We start from the raw sequence: 19,819 nt of genomic DNA, 5'->3' as shown, positions 1-19,819 counted from the left end.
TCCTTGACCTGCTCTTGATCCCAACCATCCATCGCTGAAGGGGGATTGAGCCCGTGAGGGGTGACCGCGTGGAGATAGTCGTGGACGCAGGGGACACGACGCGTACGTACGAGGTGGTGGCGAGCAGGGCGGGTCGCCGGGTGGAGACGGCGGTGCGCCGAGGTGTGGTGGAAGTGAGCGAAGTCACTCGAAACGGAACAGTGGTACGGACCGCCCGCTTCATGGCGACTCGGGTGCTGGCGCTCGTCGAGCAGCCGGTTCCCCGGGAGGACAGCTCGGAACAGTAGGGGCACATCGGACGTCCCCTCCGGGAAGACCCCGAGACCTGGGTCCGCGTCTCCACCCACGGTAGTACTCCGCAGGTCACGGCTCATCCTCCGGGAGGCCCGGCAATCGGTACGAGGGCATGACGACCCGTCGTCGTCGCACGCCTAGATTTGAGGTCAAGCGGCGGGTGCAGCACTCGTCCCCCGAGGTCAGACACCCGCCGCTGCCAGGCACGACAGAATCTCGGTCAGGAGAGGGACCATGGCCCACACGGCACCGCGGACAGAGCTCCGCACGCAAGGACGCAAGGCGTACACCGCCGCGTTCGGCACCCGTCAGGGCCGGCGCCACCCCTTGGTGGCGACAGCGATGGTCCTTCCTCTGGCGGCCCTGCTCGTGGTCGTCTTCGGCGGCTGGGACGCGGTGGTCACACAGGCGTCGTCCGTGGGCGTGATGCTGGGGCGCTGAGCGGCGCCCCAGGCCCGGAAGAGCGGTCCGGGCGGGGACATCCGGCCATGAAACCCCGTGGGGACGGGGGTGCGGCGGACGGCAGGAAGATGCCCGCGCAGCTGGGGAGCTGCGCGGGCATCTCTTTTTCGCGTCCGGCGTCCGGAGTCTGGCCTCTGGTGCCGCGTGCCGCGTGCCGCGTGCTCCGTGCCGTCCGGCGCCGGCGCCGGGGCGGCAGGCTCTCTTGCTTCGGGGCGGGTCCGCGCCCGAGACCGGCACGCCCCGGCGGCCCGCACGCCGCGCCACGGGGCCGCCCGTGGGGACCGGGAGCCTCGGGGTGGGGGAGAGGAGCCGGCCGAGCGCCCGAGGCTCGGCGCCTTCCGCCTCGTACCGAGCCCCGCTCTCCCCGGCCGAAAGGGCACCGAGCCTCGGTGCCACCTGATCCGAACGGCAGGACCTGGGGTTGGTCGCCTGATCCGCCTGGCAGGCCCCGGGGTCCAGGTGTCGGGGGCCGGCTTCGGGTGGCTACCCTCACCGGCAGGTGCCGGCGGACGTCGTACGGGCCCGTCGTCCAGCTCAGGGGGATCCGTGACCGCAACCAGCCTGCCTGCCGCGCTCGCCGCCGCGGCGCGCGGCGCGGCGCACCCGGCGGCGGCTGTGCCCGGTCCCCGCGGAACCTGTTCCTGCGGCGCCGAGGACACCCTCCTCGCGGACCGCGACGACGGCACCGTGGTCCGCCACGGCGGCATCGTCGCCAAGGCCCACGCCCCGGACACGGAACCCCACGCGCTCGCGCTCCGCGTCGCCGCGGCCACACGCCTCCCCGGCATCCTCCTGCCACCGGCGGACCCGGCACCCGCCGGCCTCCTCGGCCGCCGGGTGACCCTGTGGCCGTACGGCGCTCCCGTCGACCCCGACGCACCCGACGCGGCTCCCTGGGAGGCGGCCGCGAACCTGCTGGCCGGGCTGCACCGGACTCCCGCCCCGGACGGGCTGCCGCCCATGCGGGGACCCGTCAAGGCCGCCCGCGCGATGGCCCGGATGCGCGCGGCCGGCCCGCACCCGGCCGCCGCCCCGGTCCTGCGGGCCTGGGCCGCGCTGCCCGCCTGGGCACGGGCCGAGGCCCCCATGCCCGACGCCACGACCCTGTGTCACGGTGACCTGCACCTCGGCCAGCTCGTACGCCACCCCGCTCCGGACGGTCCCTGGCTCCTCATCGACGTCGACGACCTGGGTGTCGGCGCACCGGCCTGGGACCTGGCCCGCCCCGCCGCCTGGTACGCCTGCGGGCTGCTGCCGCCGGACGAATGGCTCCGCTTCCTGAACTCCTACCGGGCCGCGGGCGGTCCCGCCGTCCCCGCCGACGGTGATCCCTGGCCCGCCCTGGACGTCGCGGCCCGCGCCCTCACCGTGCAGACGGCCGCCCTCGCGGTCGCCAAGTCCGTCGCCGCGGAACGGCCGTTGGACGAGGTGCAGCAGGCCGTGGTCGACGCCTGCGACCGAATGAGTGCCGTCCCGCCCGAGTTGACCCGAGGATTCGCGACGTAGGCTGCAACCGACCGAAGCCGGGCGGTGTCTGTCCTGGCGGAAGCAGTACCGACCGGCGAGGAGTTGAGCCGAGCATGCAGTGTCCGAAATGCCATGCGCAGATGCACACGTACAACCGCAATGGCGTCCAGATCGAGCAGTGCAGCGGCTGCCGCGGCATCTTTCTCGACTACGGCGAGCTGGAGGCGCTGACCCGCGTCGAGTCGCAGTGGTCCCAGCCCGCGCCGCCGCCCCAGGCCGCCCCGCAGGCGTACCCGTCCGCGCCGGCCCCCGCGTGGGGTGCCCCGCAGCACGGCGGCCACGGCGGCCACTACGGCGGCCACGGCGGCCACCACCGGCACAAGAGCTTCGGCCACATGCTCTTCTCCTCCTGAGCCACCCGAAGGGGCCCCTCCCGAAACGGAGGGGCCCCTTCGGCGTGTCCGGGTCCCGTGGGTCAGGTCACACAGGTCCGTCCGGGGGGCCGGAGCACGACGAAGCCCCCGGTCGTCGAGACGACCGGGGGCTTGCTTGTGCGCGATACTGGGATTGAACCAGTGACCTCTTCCGTGTCAGGGAAGCGCTCTCCCGCTGAGCTAATCGCGCAGGTCACGCGGCCGAAGCCCCGCTTGCTGCTGGTACTGCGTGCGCGATACTGGGATTGAACCAGTGACCTCTTCCGTGTCAGGGAAGCGCTCTCCCGCTGAGCTAATCGCGCGGGGATCCTCGCGGATCGGGTCCTTGCGGACCAGTGGACGATACTGGGATTGAACCAGTGACCTCTTCCGTGTCAGGGAAGCGCTCTCCCGCTGAGCTAATCGTCCTTGGAGGTGGAGACGGGATTTGAACCCGTGTAGACGGCTTTGCAGGCCGTTGCCTCGCCTCTCGGCCACTCCACCAGGAGTGCGGGTTCGGGAAGATCCCCCACTTCCTGCGAGCGGACGACCAGGTTCGAACTGGCGACCTCAACCTTGGCAAGGTTGCGCTCTACCAACTGAGCTACGTCCGCTTGTCGTTTCCGTTTCGCTTGCGCGTCCCGGCGACGAGTTGAACTCTAGCGGATTCCCGGGCCAGCACAAAAACGCGTTTGTGCAGCGTGCTGCGGTCTGTCCCCCCGAGGACATGGTCAGGGCACTCGCGGGACACCCGCCCTAGACTCGTCTGCGTGCTCGACCTCCCTCCTCTCGCCCGCTTCGGCGGCCTCGTCGCGACCGGTCTCCTCGATGTCACCAGCGATCCCGCGGCCCTGGACTCGACCGGCTTCTGGGCCGTCTCGGCCGACTTCGAAGGACGTCTGACCTGCGCCCGCTTCCGCGACGTACGAGAGGAGCCGGTGCCCGCCCCGGTGCCCGGACGGTGGCACGGCCCGGCGGCCGGTGACTGGACGTCGTCCCTCGACCACGCCGCGTACACCGCCGGTGTACGACGTATCCGGGAGCACATCGCGGTCGGCGAGGTCTATCAGGCGAACCTCTGCCGCGTGCTCTCCGCGCCCGTCCCGGCCGACGCCGACGTCGACGCGCTCACCGCCCTGCTGGCCCGCGGCAACCCGGCACCGTACGCGGGAACGATCCGGCTGCCGGACCACGGCGTCGAGATAGCCACCGCCTCCCCGGAACTCTTCGTGCGCCGCGCGGGCCGCTCCGTCGAGTCGGGACCGATCAAGGGCACCGGACGCACCGAGGCGGACCTCCTGGACAAGGACTACGCCGAGAACGTGATGATCGTGGACCTCGTCCGCAACGACATCGGCCAGGTCTGCGCCACCGGCACCGTGACCGTGCCCGACCTGTGCGTCGTCGAGAAGCACCCGGGGCTCGTGCACCTCGTCTCCACCGTCAGCGGCGAACTGCGCGAGGACGTCGGCTGGCCCGGGCTGCTCGCCGCGGCCTTCCCGCCCGGCTCCGTCACCGGCGCTCCGAAGTCCAGCGCCCTGCGGATCATCGACGCCCTGGAGACCGCGCCCCGCGGCCCGTACTGCGGAGGCATCGGCTGGGTCGACGCCGACCGCGCCACCGGCGAGCTGGCCGTGGGCATCCGCACCTTCTGGATCGACCGCGCCGACGGTGTCCTGCGCTTCGGTACGGGGGCCGGCATCACCTGGGGATCGGACCCCGAGGGGGAGTGGCGGGAGACCGAGCTGAAGGCGTCCCGGCTGCTCGCGGTAGCGTCGGGAACGTACGACGCGGGCGACGGGACCCTCACCGACTGACCCGGTTGCGGGGACGGACGACGCGGGGACCGGGGCCGGAACGCCGTGCCGGACCACGCGTCCGGCACATTCACATGCGAGGTAGGACCAGTGAAGCTTTGGCTCGACGGCGGGCTGCAGGACATCGAGGCCGCCCGTGTCTCCGTCTTCGACCACGGGCTGACCGTGGGTGACGGCATCTTCGAGACCGTGAAGGCGGTCCACGGCCGGCCCTTCGCGCTGACCCGCCACCTCGACCGGATGGCCCGCTCGGCACGCGGCCTCGGTCTGCCCGAGCCCGACGTCGACGAGGTGCGCCGCGCCTGCGCCGCCGTCCTCGAGGCCAACCCGATGCCGCTCGGCCGGCTCCGCATCACCTACACCGGCGGTCACGGCCCGCTCGGCTCCGACCGCGGAGAGCACGGTCCGACCCTCGTCGTCGCTCTCGGCGGCTCGGCCCCGCGCCCCGACTCCACGGCCGTCGTCACCGTCCCCTGGACCCGCAACGAGCGCGGCGCCCTGACCGGCCTCAAGACCACCTCGTACGCCGAGAACGTCGTCGCCCTGGCCCGCGCGCGGGAACACGGCGCGTCCGAGGCGCTGTTCGCCAACACGGTGGGCCAACTCTGCGAGGGCACCGGGTCGAACGTCTTCGTCGTCCTCGACGGCGAGATCCACACCCCGCCGGTCGCCTCCGGCTGCCTCGCCGGCATCACCCGCGCCCTCGCGGTCGAATGGACCGGCGCCAAGGAGACCGACCTGCCGCTGGACGTCCTGGAACGCGCGGACGAGATCTTCCTGACCTCCACCCTGCGCGACGTGCAGGCCGTGCACCGGGTCGACACGCGCGAACTGCCGGGCGCGCCGGGCCCGGTGACCGCCAAGGCGATGCGCGTCTTCGACGAACGGGCCGGGGACGACCTCGATCCCTGACCGGGCACGGCGGGCCACCGGCCGCCTGTCGCGGGGCACTTCGAGCGGCGGTCGCCGCGCCATTCGAGCGACCCGCGCCGGGTAATTCGGCTGACGACCCGGTCGCCAGCGGGTACAACACCCCTGATGACGACGACACTGCGGCCGACCGAGCCGCTCCATCGCGCCGCCGACGGGACCCTCTCACGCCGCTACCAGGTGTGCGTGAACAGCCGTCCCGTCGGCCGGGTCCACCTCGCCACGGAACTCGGCGCGGGACCGCCCGCCGCCAGGATCCACGAGCTCCGCATCGACGAGCCGGACCGGGGCAGGGGCCGGGGCACCGTGGCCGCGCTGGCCGCGGAGGAGGTCGCGCGCGGGTGGGGCTGCCGGCAGATCGTGCTGACCGTTCCCGGCGACGCCACCGCGGCCCTGGCACTCACCAGGGCGCTCGGCTACGTCCCGCGCAACCGGATCATGGAGAAGGCGGTCGACGGCTCCGCGCTCGTCCTGCCCCCGGGCAGCGCCGACCGTCCCATGACGCGGGACGAGTACGAGATCTGGGACCGGGTGGGCAGACAGCGGTACGCCGAGGACTGGATCCGGCGCGGGCTGCCGGAGGCCGAGGCGCTCGCCAAGGCGGACCGCGACTTCGGCGGCGCGCTGCCCGAGGGCCCGGCCACCGCGAACATGTGGCTGAGCGTCCTGGAGCACGAGGGCGTCCCCGTGGGCGAACTCTGGCTGGGGCGCCGGGGCGGACAGGCCTTCGTCTACGACGTCGGGGTCCGCGCCGACCAGCGCGGCCACGGCCACGGCCGGACGCTCATGCGGCTCGCCGAGGTCCGGGCCACGGCCGCCGGACTGGACCGCATCGGGCTCAACGTCTTCGCGGGAAACACCCCGGCCGAGCGGCTCTACGAGTCACTCGGCTACGAGACGACGGCGTACCACCTGTACAAGACGCTGCTCTAGGCGGGACGCGGTTCTGTCGCGGGCGCGTCGAGGCTCCCCCGACACGGTCTTGTCCGGGCTCGTACGAGGCCTTGTTCAGGCCTGTTCGGCGAGGAGCCGGTCGGTGATCTCCTCGATCCGCTCGCGCAGTCCCTCCTGGCTCTTGCCGCCGTCCAGGCGTTCATCGCCGATGACGTACGTCGGGGTGCCGGTGACACCGATCGCCTTGCCCTCGGCCTGGTCCGCGTCGACGATCAGGATGTGCCGTCCGTCGATCAGGGCCGTGTCGAACTCCTCGGCGTCCAGGCCGAGTTCCCGGGCGACCTCGATCAGGAAGGCTTCGCCGCCCTTGCGGTCCAACTCCTCGACGCGACCGAGTACGGCCTCCACGTACGGCCAGCCGCTGCCCTGCTCGGCGGCTTCCTCGGCGGCCTGGGCGGCGGCGAAGGCGTGCTTGTTCTTCTCCAGGGGGAAGTGCCGCAGCCGCAGCTCCAGGCGGTCGCCGTAGCGGGCGCGCAGCGCGCCCAGGTCGGCGAGAGCGCTCCGGCAGTCGGGGCACTGGAGGTCGCACCAGACGTCCAGGACGACGGGGGCCGGGCGCGTGGCGGAGGAGGCGGAGAAGTCGTTCATGGATCCAGTCTCCCAGTCCGGTGCGGCGCAGGTTCCACCAGTCCGGCGCGGGAGTGGCTTCACCGGCGGTCCGGTGCGGGTCGGGGGCACCGGGACCTGAGGAGGACGGCGACCCCGAGATGTCCCTGAGGTCTGCCCGGACCGTGGCATACCGGGCATGGGGCGGTGCAGGATGGAAGGGATGAGGAACGTGCCGCACCGAGCCCTGCCTGGAGGACCGGAATGATCGCAGAGACCGTCTGCTCCGCCGTCTCCGTCGCCGGCCTGGGCATCGCCGCGGTGACGGCGTACCGCAAGCGTTTCCTGGCGGCCGCGCGGATCGCCGCCTACTCCCTGGTGCCGATCGGCCTGGTCATGACCGGGGTGGTCGGCTGGCTGGCCGACACCGCGTTCAGCCCGACCGCCTGGGCCGGCTTCATCGTGCTCGGCGGCGCCTGGGCGCTGTTCATGATCACTCGTGCCGTGGAGCGGCGCGGCGGTGGGACCCGGAAGGAGCGCAAGGCGGCGAAGGCCGCCGCGCAGCGCGAGGCGGCGGCGCCCGCGGCCTCGGCCCCCTCGCTGGGCCCGGGCGCCGGGCTCGGCTCCCGACCGGCGTCGACACCGCGGGCGACGGGCTCCGGGGACGACTTCAGCGACATCGAGGCGATCCTGAAGAAGCACGGCATATGACCGGCAGAAGCGACACAAGATCACAAGCGTGACGCAGGGAACGCGCGGAACCGTTCACGTTCGGGCGCGGTCGTCACATCATCCAGCGAACTCCCATATATTCCGGGCGTGTTGATCGCGAAGCGGGTGCTCTCTGCGTCATCATCGCCCGCGAGATGCTGGACACAACAACGAGCGACACCGCTGCTCCGCCCGAGGAGCGGCGCGGTTGTCTCTTCGCGCTCTCCCAGCCGCCGCTGATGATCTTCCTTGCGGTGATCGGCTGTCTGCTGCTCATGGCTTCGCTGCACGACCTGCTGCTGCTCTGAGCTGTACACGGAGCCCCTGGCGTCACCCGCCGAGGGCTCCGTCAGTCCGGCAGTCGTCAGCCCGGCTGTCTGTCTGTCCGACCGTCGGTCCGGTCGTCCGTCGGTCCGGCTGTCCATCGGCGCGGCTGTCCGGCCTTGGGGATTGCTCGCCTCCGGAGGCCATACGGTCGGCTGCTCGCGATCGTCAGCCGGCGGCTTCCTTGCGGCGCGCCCGGTAGGCGGCCACGTGGAGGCGGTTCCCGCAGGTGCGGCTGTCGCAGTAGCGGCGGGAGCGGTTGCGCGAGAGATCGACGAAGGCCCGTCGGCAGTCCGGAGCCTCACACCGCCGCAGCCGGTCCTGCTCCCCGGCGACGACGAAGAAGGCCAGCGCCATGCCGCAGTCGGCCGCGAGGTGGTCGGCGACCGAGGCGCCCGGCGCGAAGTAGTGGACATGCCAGTCGTAGCCGTCGTGGTCCGTCAGCCGGGGCGTGGTGCCGGCGGCCGCGACCAGTTCGTTGATCAGTGAGGCGGCGGTCCGCGGATCGTCGGCCGCGAAGATCCCGGCGAACAGGCCCCGAACGTCCTGTACGGCGGCGAGATCGCGCTCCGACAGCACCCCGACATCGCTGATCTCGTGCTTTCGTACGAAATCGGCGAGGGACGGCACATCGGCGAGCCCGTCCGCCGTCTCGTCCTCCGGCGCGGTGTTCACCAGATCCACCACGGCGTCGAGTGCGCACCGGGTGTCGTGGGTGATCAGCACGTTTCGCTCCCTGGCCTGGGGGTCGGGCGAGGGCGCCCGCCCGATGCTGGCCGATGGTAGTGGCTTCCCGGCGCGACCGAGACGGGCGTGGGGGCGGGAGTGCGTGCGTGGGGGCGCGAGCTACGTGCGTGGGAGGTGTGGGGACGCGCAGCGGCGCCGCCACCGCGAGACATGCGCGGTGCCGACGCCGGTGGCTTCCCTATGCGGTTGTCTAGGCCCGAGCCGTCTCCCCGAGTGGACGGCGCCGGGCGGCTCTGTCGTGACGCGTCAGCTCTCGGCCAGGATGTGTGAGAGCTCCGTGTCGAGATCGAAGTGCCGGTGTTCCGTGCCCGGCGGCACGGCTGCGTCCGTTCGCTTCAGGAATGACTCCAGGGCCCTCGCGGGGGCTTCGAGCAGGGCTTCACCCTCTGGGGAGCTCAGGGCGATGCATACGACGCCCTGGCCGTGGCTCCGGGACGGCCAGACTCGGACGTCGCCGGTACCGGTGGGCCGGTGCAGGCCCTCGGCGAGGAGGTCGCGGGCGAACACCCACTCGACGGTTTCCTCGGCTCCGGTGTGGAAGGTGGCGTGCACGGCATAGGGATCGGCCGTGTCATACCGCAGTCCTGCGGGTACAGGCAGTGAGGACTCGCTCGACACAACGAGGCGCAGGTGCAGCTCGCAGCTGACCGTGGTGTTCATAAGCGCCAGGGCCTTTCGCTCAGTGTGCGCTCGGGGATTCGCACGTCGGCGAAATCGACATGCCACCTACGGTGCCGTTGTAAACCCCTCTGAGGGTTTTGCATGTCTTTATGTAACTCATCCGGCCGAGGGCGCGATCTCCGGATAGGGCCATTCCGGTGACTGGTTTCTCTCGGGTAGGGTTTGGTCGTATGAATACGGGGAGTGACGAGTCGGGCGAGGTCGCCACGGCGGGCGACGGGGCGAACAATGAGCGAGCGCTCGGTTCGCGTGCGCCTGAATACATCAAGGCTCGGCGTGCGCTGCACGTGAGCTGGCAGGTGGGCGTTTTCGTGGTCGGGCTCGCGGTGGTCGCTGCGGGTGTGGTCATGCTTCCGCTGCCGGGGCCCGGGTGGCTGGTGATCTTCGGTGGCATGGCGATCTGGGCGACCGAGTTCGTCTGGGCGCAGCTCGTGCTGCGCTGGACGAAGCGCAAGGTCACGGAGGCCGCCCAGCGGGCGCTCGATCCGAAGGTCCGGCGTCGCAACATCATCCTCACCACGGTGGGGCTGGTGATCGTCGCTGTACTGGTGGGGGTGTATCTGTGGAGGTTCGGGCTGGTGATGCCGTGGAACATCACGGAGTGACCTGGGCACCCCCTGACATGGGGTAATGTTCTTCCTGCGCCCGGGCGATTAGCTCAGCGGGAGAGCGCTTCGTTCACACCGAAGAGGTCACTGGTTCGAACCCAGTATCGCCCACACGTAGGAAGAAAGGCTCCGGCCCACGACACCGTGGACCGGGGCCTTTCTCGTTGTCCGCCGTCGCGGTGTCGGTCCGGTGGGTGGGTCGGGGCCGTGCCGGTGCATCAGCCCGTCGCCGTTGGACGGAGATGTGGCCGTCGGTGGCGACGGGCATCGATGTACCGGCACGGCCCCTCGCGCCGGATGCCGGTTGCGGGTGCGTCGTGGCTTGCGTGAGGTTCAGCCTCTCCGGCGTTTGAGGAGCGGGGTCTGGGGCGGAGCCCCAGGTGTGGGTCGGGTAGGGGCGGAGGGGGCGAAGAGTCCCTCACCCTCACGCTCCGTTTCCCCCGGCTCCGCCGACACCCCGTCAGCACCCTTCACGGGAGTACGTTTTCGGCCGCGGCGGCGGATCGTGCCGCCGGGCCCGGATCGTTCGGTGGGCCGACCGCGCGGGCCCGACCTGCGTACTCCTGTGCGAATGCGCCGGCGGGGGCGCGGTGGCCGGCGCGGCGGGATCGGAGCGCCGCACATCAATTCCTGCCCGAATCATTGACGCACCCGAAGCGCCTCCGTACCTTGTGCCAGCAAGCGCTTACTTGAAACGATTCATGCAGGCGGCGGCGACGGTGCGGGGAGGCCTGGCAGTGGGGAACAGCGGGAGGGTCGAGAGGCGGACGGTGCTCAAGGCGGCCGGAGCCTCGGTGGTCGCGTCGGGGCTGGCCGCGACGGCCGGCTGCGGTGGGGGCGAAAGCGGCGCCGGGGACGGGACGGTGACGATCCGTTACGCCTGGTGGGGTGCGGACGAGCGGGCGAAGCGGATCAACCGGTCCATCGCGCTCTTCGAGAAGAAGTATCCGAAGATCAAGGTGCAGACGGACTTCCAGGATTATGCGGCCTTCTGGGAGAAGTTCCAGACGCAGGCCGCCGGCGGAAATCCGCCGGACGTATTCCAGAACGCCGTCGGATTTCTGCGGAAGTACGACAAGCGAGGGATCCTGTTCGACCTCAAGTCCCAGATAGACGCCGGAAATCTCAGCCTGAAAGGCTTCCGCGCCGGGGTCGAGAAGGTCGGGCAGGTCGACGGAAAGCAGCTCGGAATTCCCGTCGGATCCAACACCATGTCACTTGTCATAGACGAGAAGGTGTTCGAGAAGGCGGGCGTCACGCCGAAGCGGGGCTGGACCTGGGACGAGTACTTCGCCGCGCTCAAGAGGATTCACGACACGCAGAAGGTGGCGGGCGACACCGGCTACTTCAGCATCATGTACCTGTACGACCTCTACCTCCGGCAGAACGGCAAGGCGTTCTTCACCGAGGACGGACTCGGTTTCGACGAGGCCGATCTGACGGAGTGGTGGACCGATGGCTACAACCGGGTGAAGGCCGGCATCATCACCGATCCCCAGCGGGTCGAACAGGACAAGCCCAAGTCCTCCCTCTCGGCGGGTCACGCGGCCTCCGAGTTCACCTGGGACAACTTCACCGTCCGTTATACGGCCGAGGGCGACAGCAGTTACGGTCTGGCACCGATCCCGACGACCGACGGCAAACAGACCGGCCAGTACCTCGCCTCCCTGATGCTCAGCGCTTCCGCACACACGAAACACCCCAAGGAAGTCGCCCAGTTCATCGATTTCATGGTCCACGACCCCGAAGTCGGCAAACAGATGGGGTACGACCGCGGGATCCTCGCCACCACCGAGCAGTTCGACGCGTTCCAGCCGTCCGACGCCCCCAGCAAGGCCATCGCGCGGTACGAGCAGGACGTCGCCGCGGCCGGTGTGCTGGGCGTCATCACCCCGCACCCGGCAGGTGCGGACACCGTCGAAGCCGCCTTCCTGCGCGTCGGCGGCGACATGTCGCAGGGCACCACCAAGGTCTCCGACGCGGTGAAGCAGTTCTTCTCCGAGGCGAAGACCGCCCTCGCCGTCTGATGGGAACCGCCGTGACGCTCGTCAAGGACTCCCCGCCCGACGCGGCGCAGCCACGGCTCGCCGCCCCCGGCGCCGCCGGGCGGCGGCGACGCGGGGAGAACCTCGCCGGCTATCTCTTCATGTCGCCCTGGATCGCGGGCTTCCTGCTGCTGACCGCCGGCCCGATGGCCGCCTCCCTCTACTTCGCCTTCACCGACTACAACCTCTTCGACGCGCCGCGGTGGATCGGCTTCGACAACTTCACCACCATGTTCGACGACCCCCGGTGGCAGAAGTCCGTCGAGGTGACGGCCAAGTACGTCGTCATCGGTACGCCGCTCAAGCTGCTGCTGGCGCTCGGGGTGGCCCTGCTCCTCGCGCGGAGCCGCCGGGGCCAGGCCTTCTACCGGGCCGCGTTCTACGCCCCCTCACTGATCGGCGCGAGCGTCTCGGTCGGCTTCGTCTGGCGCGCGCTGTTCTCCGACGACGCCGTCGTGGACCGTACGCAGTCCCTCCTCGGCTTCCCCGCGGGAGGCTGGGTCGGAGATCCGGACCGGGTGCTCTACAGCCTGGTGGCGCTCACCGTCTGGCAGTTCGGCGCCCCGATGGTCATCTTCCTGGCCGGGCTCAAACAGGTGCCGAAGGAACTGTACGAGGCGGCGGAGGTGGACGGGGCGGGACCGCTGCGCAGGTTCTGGAGCATCACACTGCCCATGATTTCCCCGGTGCTGTTCTTCAACGTGCTCCTGGAGACGATCCACTCGTTCCAGATCTTCGGTTCGGCGTACGTGGTCTCCAACACCACCTGCGGACCGGCCGACGCCACGCTCGTCTACACCTGCTACCTCTACCAGAAGGGCTTCAGGGAGTCCCAGATGGGCTTCGCCTCCGCCATGGCCTGGATGCTGCTCCTCGCCGTCGCCCTGGTGACGGCCGTCCTCTTCTGGTCGCAGAAGCGCTGGGTGCACTACGAGGAGGACACCCGATGAGCGGCGTCACCGGCCGGGCGCCCGGACCCGGCACCCTGGACACCCCGGGTCGCGCGCCGGGACACGCGCGGACGCCGGGGCGCGGGCGCGTCGGCTCGCTCGTCTGGCACATCGGGGCCCTGCTGATCCTCGGGGTCGTCCTCTACCCCGTGCTCTGGGTCGTCGGCGCCTCCTTCAAGCCGAGCCGCGAGATCATCGGCAGCCTGGAGCTCTTTCCGACCGGCCCGATCCTGGCCAACTTCGAGGGACTGGCGGACGGGATCGCCGACATCTCGATCGCCACCTTCTTCCAGAACTCCCTCTTCTACGCGCTCGGTTCCGTCGCCGGCATCCTGATCTCCTGCTCGCTGACCGCGTACGCCTTCGCCAGGATCCGTTTCGCCGGGCGGAACGTGCTGTTCTCGCTGATGATCGGCACGCTCCTGCTCCCGTATCACGTGCTGCTCATCCCGCAGTACGTGATGTTCCAGAAGGCGGGGCTGGTCAACACCTATGTGCCGTTGCTGCTCGGAAAGTACCTGGCCACCGAGGCGTTCTTCGTCTTCCTCATGGTGCAGTTCATGCGCAACCTGCCGCGCGAACTGGACGAGGCGGCACGGCTCGACGGCTGCGGGCATCTGCGGATCTACTGGTCGATCGTGCTGCCGCTGTGCCGTCCGGCCCTCATCACCAGCGCCATCTTCACGTTCATCAACGCCTGGAACGACTTCATGGGCCCGCTGATCTACCTCAACGAGCCCGGCAAGTACACGGTCTCGCTCGGCATGATGATGTTCCGCGACCAGGAGGGGGTCGCGAACTACGGCGGCATGATCGCGATGTCGCTGGTGGCGCTGCTGCCCGTGCTCCTGTTCTTCCTCGCCTTCCAGCGGTATCTGATCGACGGCATGGCGACCTCGGGACTGAAGGGCTGAGCATGACCGTCAACCGGCCGAGGGCCCGCGCCGGGGCGAAGGCCCGCCGGACGCCCCGCGAGTCCGTCCTCGCCGAGCGGTACGCCCTCTTCGCGGAGTGTCTGCTGACCGGTGTGTGGATCGCGGTGGCCTCGCTGCCGCTCGTGACCGTTCCCGCCGCGTTCGCGGCCGGCGCGCGGCATCTGCGCCGGCGCACGGCGCACGAGGGCGGCGGACGGCGGGAGTTCGTGGCCGACTTCCGGTCGGCCGTACGCGGCGGCTGGCTCGTCGGCGTCGCCGGCTGGGCCGGGGCGGTTGCCGTCCGGGTGGACGTCCTGGCCGTACGCGCCGGAATCCCCGGAGGGCCGCTCGTCGGGGCCGTCGGGCTCCTCGCGCTGATCGGGGGAGCCGTCGCGATGCTGCGCGCGGCCGCGGTCTGGGAGCCGGGAGCCGCCTGGCGCGCGCTGCTCGCGGACGCCGGACGCCGTACCGTCCTCGATCCCGCCGGGTCCTTCCTGCTCGTCGGGGGACTCGCCGTGGTCGTCTGCTCCGCCGTTCTCGTCACGCCGCTTGCGGTGCCCGTCCTGGGGGCCGTGGCCGCGGCGGCCGTCGCCGTCGAGGAGCGCCGTCGCCGGCGCCGCTGACCGTGTACTCCCGCGGGCCGGAGCGGGAAGCGCCCGGCCCCGCTCCGTCGCGTCTTCATGACTGTCATGCCCCTGACCATCCCGTAAGGAAAGGAAAGGCCATGTCGCCCCTTCCCCGCAGGTCCCTCCTCAAGGCGGCCGCCGTCGCCGGAGCCGCCACGCAGGCCGGCTGGGTTCTCGGAACCCCGAACGCGCGGGCCGCGTCGCAAGCGGAGGCCGCCGACGCGGACCCCGTCGGCCTCGACTGGCTGGAGGACGGCGGCCTCGGCGCCGCCCCCGGCTCCACGGTCGGTGTGCCCTGGCCCCGAGGCGCGTACCGGCCGGACCAGACGTTCGCGCTCACGGACGCCGACGGCACGGCCGTTCCCGTGCAGTCCTGGCCCATCGCCCACTGGCCGGACGGCTCCCTCAAGTGGAGTGCCCACGCGATGAGTTCGGGCGCGGGCCCGTTCACGCTGACCCCGGGGGAGGCCGCCGCGCCGGAGCGGAAGGTCACCGTCACCACGAGCGGCGGGGTCGTCTCCGTCTCGACCGGGGTCATCACCGTGAAGATCGGCAGAAGCGGCTCCGCACTGGTCAGATCCGTGACACGGGGAACGACCGAGATCGCCGCGAACGGCCGCCTCGTCCTGATCCGCCGGCCGGAGATCGAGGACGGGGACCAGGGCACCGTGAAGTCCGAGCGCTTCGAGAGCGCGATCTCCGCGACCGAGGTCGAACAGGACGGCCCGGTGCGCGCCGTCGTCCGTATCGACGGCAAGCACCGCAAGGGCGCCCGGAGTTGGCTGCCCTTCTCGGTCCGCCTGTACTTCTACGCGGGCGCCGACTCCTTCCGCATGGTGCACACGATCACCTTCGACGGGAAACAGGAACCCGGGAAGAGCGGCGGGGACTTCGTGGCCGGGCTCGGCGTCCGCTTCGCCGTGCCGATGCGGGACGCCGCCTACGACCGGCACATCCGCGTCGGCGGCGACGGAACGGGCCTGCTGCGCGAGGCCGTCCAGGGAGTCACCGGACTGCGCCGCGACCCCGGAGCGGCCGTCCAGGCGGCCCAGTTCGCCGGCGAGAGGCTCGCCGACCCGTCCACCTGGGACCAGCGGGTCACCACCCGGCTCGCGTACATCCCCCGGTGGGGCGACTACACCCTCTCCCAGCTCTCCGCCGACGGTTTCACCCTGCGCAAGCGCACCGGGAAGGGGCACGGCTGGATCGCCGCGGGCGGCGGCCGGCGCGCCTCCGGCTTCGGCTACGTCGGCGGGCCGAGCGGCGGACTCTCCTTCGGCCTGCGGGACTTCTGGGAGAAGTTCCCCGCCCAGCTCGACATCCGCGACGCCCACACCGACGAGGCCGAGGTCACCCTCTGGCTCTGGTCGCCCGAGGCACAGCCCATGGACCTGCGCTTCTACCACGACGGCATGGGCCAGGACACGTACGCGGAACAGCTCGAAGGCCTGAACATCACCTACGAGGACTACGAGCCGGGTTTCGGCACCCCGTACGGCATCGCCCGCACCTCGGAACTGCTCTTCTGGGCCAACGAGTCGACCCCCGCACCCGAGAGGCTCGCCGAACAGATCGGCGCCGTCCGCGTGCTGCCGCAACTCGCAGCTCCTCCAAGGCAGTTGATCAAGGCGAAGGTCTTCGGTCCGGGTCTCTACTCCGAGCCCGACCGCTCGACACCCGCCAAGGCGAAGATCGAGGACCACCTGGACTTCCTCCTCACCTACTACAAGGAGCAGGTGGAGATGCGCCGTTGGTACGGCTTCTGGGACTACGGCGACATCATGCACTCGTACGACCCGGTCAGGCACCAGTGGCGCTACGACGTCGGCGGCTACGCCTGGGACAACTCCGAACTGTCACCGGACCTGTGGCTCTGGTTCGCCTATCTGCGCAGCGGCCGCGCGGACGTCTTCCGCTTCGCCGAGACGATGACCCGGCACACCGGTGAGGTCGACGTCTACCACCTGGGCCGGTGGGCCGGCCTCGGTACCCGGCACGGGGTGCAGCGCTACGCCGACAGCGCCAAGCAGCAGCGCATCGCCAACACCACGTACCGGCGCTACTACTACTTCCTCACCGCCGACGAACGCGTCGGCGACCTCATGCGCGCCAACGTCGACTCCGACGAGACCTTCCTCGCCCTGGACCCGCTGCGCAAGATCCGCACGGAGCCGTACACACCGGACCGGCACGCGCTGTCGATCGGCTTCGGCACGGACTGGAGCGGGCTCGTCTCGGCGTGGCTGACCGAGTGGGAGCGCAAGGGGCCGCAGTGGGAGAAGGCCAGGGCGCGGGTGCTGTCGACGATGGAGACCATCGCCGCGCAGCCCAACGGATTCGTCCAGGGCTCCGGACTGTACGACCTCGACACCGGCCGGTTCGCCGTCGCCGCCGCGCCAGTGGTCGGCGTCTCGCACCTGTCCGCCGTCTTCGGCCTGAACGAGCTGTGCGCCGAACTCATCGATCTCGTTGACATGCCCGCCTTCAAGGAGGCGTACCTCGACTACTGCCGCTACTTCAACGCCACCAAGACGGAGCAGGCGGCCCGGTACGGCACCGACTTCGGCACGCTGCTGCTGTTCCAGGGCCATTCGCGCCTCGACGCGTACGCCGCCGTCCAGACGGGCGACGACCGGCTCGCCACCCGCGCCTGGGCGAAGTTCTACGGCTCCGACGGCTACACCGAGTCCTCGCCCTGGAGGACGGAGAAGCTGAGCGGCCCGGTCACGCTGGTGCCGGGCAGCGAGGCCGGCTGGGTCTACACGAACGACACGGCGCTCTACGGCCTCGCCGCCATCGAGAACCTGGCGCTCCTCGGGGACCGGATGCCCTCATGACCGGTCCCCGGGAGACCGGCTTCTAGTCCATCCTCCCCAGCACCTCCCGCACCCGCCGCGCGTCGCGGATCCGCTGCTCGTACGTGGCTCCCAGAGCGAGCAGCAGCAGACCGGCGAGTGCGGGAGGCGTCCAGCGGGGGAGCGCGTCCACCACCTGCACGATGTACGGGGCGAGTTCGTGCAGGGCGTCCAGGACGAGCACCGTGCCGCCCACCACCAGCGGAGCCTGGAGCCGGTGCCGGGCACCCAGCAGGGTGACGGCGAGCGCCGCCGCGCCCAGCAGCAGCGGACGCGGCCAGTGACCGTCGCCCCACGCCGCGAACAGGCTCGGCACGAGCGTCACGGTCAGGCCCGGCGCGTACGCCGTCCACGAGGACACCGAGCTGTCCGAGCGGCGCCTGAACGCGCCCAGGAGCAGTGCCGGAACCGTCACCGGCAGGGTGTACGCCTCGGGGGAGCCGACGCCCCAGGACGCGAGCCGCACCCAGGAGGCCAGCACGAACAGGGCGGCGGCCGCGTGGCCGACGGCGCGCCGGTCCTTCCGTACGGCCGTGCCCGCGGCGATCAGGCCGCACAGGGCCAGGACCATGGCCAGCAGGGCCGGTTCGGCCACCGCGAGCGAGACGGCGAGCAGCCCGGCCAGCGCACCGGTGATCTCGATCGACACGGTCGTCGGCACGTCCTCGGTGCGCGGGGCGAGCAGCGCGGCGACCACGGGCACGACCAGCACGAGCAGCGCCGTGTGCTGGGGCTGGAGGCCGAGGGAGGCGCCGGCCGCACAGGCGAGGGCACTCGCGTACCCGAGCGCCGCGGGCGCCGCCACCGGGCCGAGGCCGGGCCGCAGCGAGGCCGCCGCGAACAGGGCGGTCAGCGCGGCGAGCACCGTCAGGGTCGCGCTCTCGGAGGCCAGCGCGAGGAAGGCGAGACTGAGGGAGGTGAGCGGGGCGAGCACGAGCGCCGTCAGTCGGGGGCCGGTCCGGCGGGCGTACCCGAGCAGGGCCGCCGTGGCGAGCCCGTGGACGGACAGCGCGGCCGCGTAGGGGAGTTCGAGGGTGGCCGGGAGGACGAGCACCGTCGCCCACGCCAGGGTGAGCGCACCGGCCACGGCGTACGGACGCCAGGCGGCGGCGCGGACGGCCACCACCAGGACCGCGGCGACGAGCGCGAGCACGAGCGGTGCCGTGACCGCGTCGGCGGGCCAGGGCAGGTTGTTCGTCACCGCGTCCCGCGCGTCCGACGGAGCGCCGGACCAGACGGAGCCCGCCCGCCCGACCGGTCCCAGCAGCGTGATCACGACCACGGGCAGCGCCCAGGCCACGGCGAGCGCCCCCACACAGCCCGAGGCCAGGGCGATCCCGCGGCGCACCGGCGCGGGAAGGCCCGCCCCGGCGACGGCGAGGAGGGCGATCGCGCAGGCCAGATGACCGGGGACCGTCCACGCGTCCGGCAGGGACGTGCGCAGCAGCCCGCCGAACGCGACGACACCGGTCAGCCCCCCGGCCGTCGCGATGCCCGTCGCGGTGTTCGTGCCCAGGCCCGGCTTCGGGGCGCCCCACGCCGCCGTCAGCGCGACCGAGGCGGCGAGGAGGAGGAGCGCCGCCGCACGGGCGGCGGCGCTCGGACCGGCGGCCGTCCAGGACAGCCAGCCGGCCGCGAAGGTGCCCCAGCCGCCCAGGCCGTACGCCCCGACGGCGGCCACGGCACGGACGGAGCGCACGGGAACCCGCAGGGCGAGCGCCGTGTCGAGCGCCGCCGTGACCAGCAGCGCGGCCGTGACGGCGTACGCACCCGCGGAGGCGGCCACCGCCCACAGCAGCAGCGGCAGCTGCGCGGCGACCACGGCGGCGGGCAGCGGCAGCCGCAGCGACGGACGCGCACCGGGGCCGGCCGCCCGGAGCGGCGCGCCGAGCGCGAGGCCGTACGCGGCCCACACCGCGGCCAGCACCGCCGAGGCGAGCGCCGCGTAACCGACGCCGTCCGTGCCGGGGAGCGCCACCGCGTACAGGGCGTACGCGTCCAGGACCGTCAGGACGAGCCCGGTGCCCGCGAGCGTCTCGGCCGTCGAGCGCAGTCCGCGCCGCAGCAGGGGCACGGGAGCGCAGAGCGCGGCCAGCGTCACGGCGCCGAGCACCAGGGACCGGCCCGTGATCCCCAGGTGGCCCCAGCCGACCAGGGTGAACGCGATGGCGGCGACGGCCAGCAGGATGCCGCCGAGGAGGAGGAGCGCGTTCTGCACTCCTGGTGCGGTGGTCTCGGGCCGCCGGGACCCGGGCGCCGGGGACGCGGTCCGTACGGGCGCCGCCGCCTGGAGCGCGTGCACCAGCCAGGCGCGACGGGTCAGCAACACGGCGCGGCGTGCGTCGAGTTGCCGCAACTCGGTGTCCAGGAGCCGCAACTCGTCGGCCGGGGACGGGATCTGGGTCATGGTTCGGAGTGTGGTCCGGGTCACGCCCGCGGACATGAGCGCGCGTACTCACGCCGTACTCAGATCCG

The 19,819-nt window shown here is 71.5% G+C and carries 19 protein-coding genes and 6 tRNA genes; 16 read left to right on the top strand and 9 right to left on the bottom strand.

The window, feature by feature from the left end:
- Window positions 1-53: 53 nt before the first annotated feature.
- From ACIQ7M_RS25870 to ACIQ7M_RS25855, 4 genes are all read left to right on the top strand, one after another.
- The gene (locus ACIQ7M_RS25870; RefSeq protein ID WP_326788867.1) at window positions 54-287 is read left to right on the top strand and encodes a hypothetical protein; all 234 of its coding nucleotides are present in this window, start codon (window positions 54-56) and stop codon (window positions 285-287) included.
- A 241-nt stretch (window positions 288-528) separates the two neighbouring features.
- Window positions 529-735: a hypothetical protein gene (locus ACIQ7M_RS25865; RefSeq protein ID WP_403648497.1), complete on the top strand. Its 207-nt coding sequence runs from the start codon at window positions 529-531 to the stop codon at window positions 733-735.
- 567 nt (window positions 736-1,302) lie between these two features.
- Complete coding sequence (locus tag ACIQ7M_RS25860; RefSeq protein WP_403648494.1) at window positions 1,303-2,262, top strand: aminoglycoside phosphotransferase family protein; 960 nt, start codon at window positions 1,303-1,305, stop codon at window positions 2,260-2,262.
- Between the two features lie 74 nt (window positions 2,263-2,336).
- On the top strand, window positions 2,337-2,636 hold the full coding sequence (locus ACIQ7M_RS25855) for a zf-TFIIB domain-containing protein (protein WP_386986154.1): 300 nt from the start codon (window positions 2,337-2,339) through the stop codon (window positions 2,634-2,636).
- A 139-nt stretch (window positions 2,637-2,775) separates the two neighbouring features.
- Here ACIQ7M_RS25855 and ACIQ7M_RS25850 read toward each other — a convergent pair.
- The 5 genes from ACIQ7M_RS25850 to ACIQ7M_RS25830 form a co-directional block, all read right to left on the bottom strand.
- Window positions 2,776-2,847: transfer RNA gene (locus ACIQ7M_RS25850), tRNA-Val, on the bottom strand.
- A 40-nt stretch (window positions 2,848-2,887) separates the two neighbouring features.
- Window positions 2,888-2,959 (bottom strand) — tRNA-Val (locus tag ACIQ7M_RS25845).
- 34 nt (window positions 2,960-2,993) lie between these two features.
- Window positions 2,994-3,065, bottom strand: a tRNA-Val gene (locus ACIQ7M_RS25840).
- Window position 3,066: 1 nt separating this feature from the next.
- Window positions 3,067-3,140 (bottom strand) — tRNA-Cys (locus ACIQ7M_RS25835).
- A 37-nt stretch (window positions 3,141-3,177) separates the two neighbouring features.
- A tRNA-Gly gene (locus ACIQ7M_RS25830) sits at window positions 3,178-3,250 on the bottom strand.
- Between the two features lie 156 nt (window positions 3,251-3,406).
- On the opposite strand from ACIQ7M_RS25830, the gene ACIQ7M_RS25825 reads away from it, so the two are divergent.
- The 3 genes from ACIQ7M_RS25825 (at window position 3,407) to ACIQ7M_RS25815 (ending at window position 6,316) form a co-directional block, all read left to right on the top strand.
- On the top strand, window positions 3,407-4,453 hold the full coding sequence (locus ACIQ7M_RS25825; protein ID WP_355773688.1) for a chorismate-binding protein: 1,047 nt from the start codon (window positions 3,407-3,409) through the stop codon (window positions 4,451-4,453).
- A 90-nt stretch (window positions 4,454-4,543) separates the two neighbouring features.
- Window positions 4,544-5,365, top strand: a complete 822-nt coding sequence (locus ACIQ7M_RS25820; protein ID WP_403648489.1) for an aminotransferase class IV — start codon at window positions 4,544-4,546, stop codon at window positions 5,363-5,365.
- Between the two features lie 126 nt (window positions 5,366-5,491).
- Window positions 5,492-6,316 carry a GNAT family N-acetyltransferase gene (locus tag ACIQ7M_RS25815; RefSeq protein ID WP_355773693.1) on the top strand — a complete coding sequence of 275 codons (825 nt, stop codon included), beginning with the start codon at window positions 5,492-5,494 and terminating at the stop codon, window positions 6,314-6,316.
- 75 nt (window positions 6,317-6,391) lie between these two features.
- Here ACIQ7M_RS25815 and ACIQ7M_RS25810 read toward each other — a convergent pair whose 3' ends face one another.
- Window positions 6,392-6,925 (bottom strand): DsbA family protein, encoded by a 534-nt coding sequence (locus tag ACIQ7M_RS25810; RefSeq protein WP_355773695.1) that lies wholly within the window; start codon window positions 6,923-6,925, stop codon window positions 6,392-6,394.
- Window positions 6,926-7,147: 222 nt separating this feature from the next.
- Here ACIQ7M_RS25810 and ACIQ7M_RS25805 point away from each other — a divergent pair, with 222 nt between their 5' ends.
- Window positions 7,148-7,594, top strand: coding sequence for a hypothetical protein (locus ACIQ7M_RS25805; protein ID WP_355773698.1), 447 nt, complete (start codon window positions 7,148-7,150; stop codon window positions 7,592-7,594).
- A 155-nt stretch (window positions 7,595-7,749) separates the two neighbouring features.
- On the top strand, window positions 7,750-7,902 hold the full coding sequence (locus tag ACIQ7M_RS25800) for a hypothetical protein (protein ID WP_167455603.1): 153 nt from the start codon (window positions 7,750-7,752) through the stop codon (window positions 7,900-7,902).
- A 184-nt stretch (window positions 7,903-8,086) separates the two neighbouring features.
- On the opposite strand, the gene ACIQ7M_RS25795 is transcribed toward ACIQ7M_RS25800, so the two are convergent.
- Window positions 8,087-8,644, bottom strand: coding sequence for a CGNR zinc finger domain-containing protein (locus ACIQ7M_RS25795; protein ID WP_386986143.1), 558 nt, complete (start codon window positions 8,642-8,644; stop codon window positions 8,087-8,089).
- 267 nt (window positions 8,645-8,911) lie between these two features.
- A complete protein-coding gene (locus tag ACIQ7M_RS25790) occupies window positions 8,912-9,325 on the bottom strand; it encodes an SsgA family sporulation/cell division regulator (RefSeq protein WP_003959770.1) in 414 nt (137 codons plus the stop codon).
- Between the two features lie 191 nt (window positions 9,326-9,516).
- Here ACIQ7M_RS25790 and ACIQ7M_RS25785 point away from each other — a divergent pair, with 191 nt between their 5' ends.
- The 7 genes from ACIQ7M_RS25785 (at window position 9,517) to ACIQ7M_RS25755 (ending at window position 17,326) form a co-directional block, all read left to right on the top strand.
- Window positions 9,517-9,951: a TIGR02611 family protein gene (locus tag ACIQ7M_RS25785; RefSeq protein ID WP_355773702.1), complete on the top strand. Its 435-nt coding sequence runs from the start codon at window positions 9,517-9,519 to the stop codon at window positions 9,949-9,951.
- A gap of 42 nt (window positions 9,952-9,993) precedes the next feature.
- Window positions 9,994-10,065 (top strand) — tRNA-Val (locus tag ACIQ7M_RS25780).
- 626 nt (window positions 10,066-10,691) lie between these two features.
- Complete coding sequence (locus ACIQ7M_RS25775) at window positions 10,692-11,981, top strand: ABC transporter substrate-binding protein (protein WP_403648483.1); 1,290 nt, start codon at window positions 10,692-10,694, stop codon at window positions 11,979-11,981.
- An 11-nt stretch (window positions 11,982-11,992) separates the two neighbouring features.
- Window positions 11,993-12,949, top strand: a complete 957-nt coding sequence (locus ACIQ7M_RS25770; protein WP_403648480.1) for a carbohydrate ABC transporter permease — start codon at window positions 11,993-11,995, stop codon at window positions 12,947-12,949.
- The gene (locus ACIQ7M_RS25765; RefSeq protein WP_403648477.1) at window positions 12,946-13,863 is read left to right on the top strand and encodes a carbohydrate ABC transporter permease; all 918 of its coding nucleotides are present in this window, start codon (window positions 12,946-12,948) and stop codon (window positions 13,861-13,863) included. Before ACIQ7M_RS25770 ends, ACIQ7M_RS25765 begins: the two co-directional genes overlap by 4 nt.
- Before the next feature lie 2 nt (window positions 13,864-13,865).
- Entirely contained in the window at window positions 13,866-14,486 is a 621-nt protein-coding gene (locus tag ACIQ7M_RS25760) for a hypothetical protein (RefSeq protein ID WP_403648474.1), read from the top strand.
- A 101-nt stretch (window positions 14,487-14,587) separates the two neighbouring features.
- Complete coding sequence (locus ACIQ7M_RS25755) at window positions 14,588-17,326, top strand: Tat pathway signal sequence domain protein (RefSeq protein ID WP_403648471.1); 2,739 nt, start codon at window positions 14,588-14,590, stop codon at window positions 17,324-17,326.
- A gap of 22 nt (window positions 17,327-17,348) precedes the next feature.
- On the opposite strand, the gene ACIQ7M_RS25750 is transcribed toward ACIQ7M_RS25755, so the two are convergent.
- Window positions 17,349-19,787: an SCO7613 C-terminal domain-containing membrane protein gene (locus ACIQ7M_RS25750; protein WP_403648468.1), complete on the bottom strand. Its 2,439-nt coding sequence runs from the start codon at window positions 19,785-19,787 to the stop codon at window positions 17,349-17,351.
- Between the last annotated feature and the right edge of the window lie 32 nt (window positions 19,788-19,819).

This window comes from Streptomyces sp. NPDC096324 (assembly GCF_044763015.1).
GTDB lineage: Bacteria > Actinomycetota > Actinomycetes > Streptomycetales > Streptomycetaceae > Streptomyces.
This window is presented reverse-complemented; position numbering and strand designations above follow the sequence as displayed.